Consider the following 2,637-nt stretch of genomic DNA (forward strand, 5'->3'; position numbering starts at 1 on the left):
CCGGTGGACTTGCTGACCACCAGTCCGTCCTCGGAGAGCACCACGGCCTGGTTCACGTCGGCGACGCGTTCCACGAGTCCGGTCAGCAGCTGGTCCAGCTGGGTGTGCGTGGCGGGGATGGGGCGTGTCATGGCGGAGTTCCTTCGTGAGCGGTCGGCGTCGGCGTTCGGTGGTCGGTGTTCCGGGGGTCAGCGGTCGGAGGGCGGGGGCGGGAGCTCGGGGGAGACGGCGGGCGCGTGTGCCGGTGCCGCCGTGCCGTCCTCGGCGTCGCCGGTCCCGTCGTCGTCACGCGCCTGGAGCGTGCCGCGCTGGAAGCCGGAGAGGGAGGCGGCGGCCTCTTCCGCGCTGAAGCCGTCGCCGGGGTCGTCCCCGGTGTCCGCGACGGGCTCCTCGCGCAGCTCGGCGGCCAGGCTGGTCTGCGGCACCCGGCGGGGGAGCGGGGTGAGACCGTCCCGGCGGGCGCCGGGCACGCCGGCGGCCGGTGCGGAGGCGGCCCGCGCGGCGGCCGCGGACCGGCACGCCGCGGACCGGGAGGCCGAGGGCCGCCCGCTCACGGCGGGGTCCGCGCCCGCGGAGGTCCCCGCGCTCCCGCGGTCCGCCGTGCCGTTCACGGCCGCCGGGTCCTCGGCGCTCCCCTCGTCCGAGGCTTCCCGCCCGGTGCCGGAGGACACGTCCCGCACCACGATCTCGTGCGGGACCAGCACGATCGCGGTCGTCCCGCCGTACGGCGAGGAGCGCAGGGTGACGGCGATGCCGTGGCGGTGGGCGAGCTGGGAGATCACGAACATGCCGAGCCGGAGGTCGTCGGCGAGCGCCACCACGTCGAACTGCGGGGGCCTGGCCAACTGGTCGTTGAGGGAGGCGTAGTCCTCCTCCGACATGCCGAGGCCCCGGTCCTCGATCTCGACCACGAGGCCCTTGGCGACCATCGCGGCCCGCACCCCGACGGGGCTCGGCGCCGGCGAGTACGCCGTCGCGTTGTCGATCAGCTCGGCCAGCAGGTGGATCACGTCGGCCACCGCGGGCGGGGCCAGGGCGACCTCCTCCTCGGTGTGCACCTCCACCCGCTGGTACTCGGCGACCTCGCCGACGGCGCTGCGCAGGATGTCGATCAGCGCGACCGGCTCGCTCCAGGAGCGGCCGGGCCGCTCACCGCTGATGATGACCAGGTTCTCCTCGTAGCGGCGCAACTGGCTCGCCGTGGAGTCCAGTTCGTACAGGCCCGCGAGGATCTCGGGGTCGGTGTGCCGGCGTTCCAGCTCGTCGAGCTTGCCGAGCTGGAGGTTGACCAGGTTCTGGCTCTGCCGTGCGATGCCCAGGATGACCTTCTGGAAACCGCGCCGGGTGTCGGCGAGTTCGACCGCGGTGTGCACGGCGGTGCGCTGCGCGGTGTTGAACGCCTGGGCGACCTGGCCCAGTTCGTCGTGGCCGTAGTCCAGCGGGGTCGTCGCCGACTCCGGGTCGACCTTCTCGCCGCGCTCCAGCCGGGCCACCACGTCGGGCAACCGCTCCTCGGCCAGGCCGAGGGTGGCCATGCGCAGGCCGCGCAGCCGACGGGACAGCGAGCGGGTGATGCGCCAGGACATGCCGACGCACAGCAGCAGCGCGAGCAGTCCGCCGGCGCTCAGGGAGGCGGCGGTCAACAGCAGGCCGCGGGCCTCGTCGGCACTGCGGGTGAGCAGCGCGTCGGTTTCCTGCCGGATCATGGCGGAGTACTGCGAGGAGACCTTGGCCATGGCGTCGTCCCACCGCTCCTGCAGGTCCGGCAGTTCGACGTCGCGCTCCTCGTCCGTGGGCCGGGTGGCGAGCACCTGGTCCTCGACCGCCAGCAGGGCGCGCCACTCGGGGCTCTGCAGGATCCGCTCGGCCCGCGTCTTGGTGCTGCCGCGCAGGGACGGCACGATCTGGTCCGCGACCAGCCAGCGGCGGGTGTGGACCAGCTCCGCGAAATCGTTCCAGCCCTGCGCGTCGAGGCTCCCGGAGGACCAGGCGAGGGTGAGCCGCGCGTCCTCCTGGGAGACCAGCTCCGCCGCGTGCTCCAGCGAGACCAGCGGCCCGGCCTGCGAGGTCAGGTCCCCGTCGTCGACCTGGGAGAGCTCCTGGAAGGCGTGGATCTGGTCGTCGATGATCGAGGTGTACTGGTCGAGCGCCTGCTCGGCGGTGATGTCGCTGGGATCGTCCATCTGGTCCCGGTAGTACTCCAGACTCCCCACCGAGCCGAGCACCGAGTACAGCCGGTCCGAGACGCGCGCCGGGGCGTCGGCGATCGCGTCCGCCTGCCCGACCAGCTTCGCCACCGCCGCGTCGGTCTTCTCGCGCTGTGCCTCGAGGGCGGACCGGGAGCTCCGCGGATCGGCCAGCCACGCGGCGGTCAGGCTCCGCTCCCGCTGCAACGCCAGCGCGGCGTGCGTGCCCATCGCGCCGGTCGACCGGCTCAGTTCCGTCTGGGAGCGCAGCCGCAGGCCCTCCGAGAACATCTGGATCGTGGTCACGCTCCACATGGCCGCGAGGGTGACACCGGGCACCAGTGCCAGGAGGACCAGCGAGAGACGTATGGAGCCGAGACGGCGCCGGGCACCTGTCCGTGGAGACATCGTCGTCCTAGAGCGGTCGGTTCAGAAGGGGGCGGGCGGGTGG

Annotated in this window: 1 protein-coding gene and 1 pseudogene; both read right to left on the minus strand. The window is 73.4% G+C overall.

Annotated elements, in window-relative coordinates; all coding sequences use genetic code 11:
* Positions 1-131: pseudogene (locus tag B7L92_RS24635) on the minus strand (roadblock/LC7 domain-containing protein); the annotation flags it as partial.
* 57 nt (positions 132-188) lie between these two features.
* The gene (locus B7L92_RS24640) at positions 189-2,594 is read right to left on the minus strand and encodes a sensor histidine kinase (protein ID WP_081239612.1); all 2,406 of its coding nucleotides are present in this window, start codon (positions 2,592-2,594) and stop codon (positions 189-191) included.
* Between the last annotated feature and the right edge of the window lie 43 nt (positions 2,595-2,637).

The organism is Streptomyces viridosporus (genome assembly GCF_002078235.1).
GTDB lineage: Bacteria > Actinomycetota > Actinomycetes > Streptomycetales > Streptomycetaceae > Streptomyces > Streptomyces viridosporus.

What these genes read in the sequence shown, in the direction of transcription:
- B7L92_RS24640 (WP_081239612.1), bottom strand. Translation starts at nt 2,594, where the DNA reads ATGTCTCCACGGACAGGTGCCCGGCGCCGTCTCGGCTCCATACGTCTC.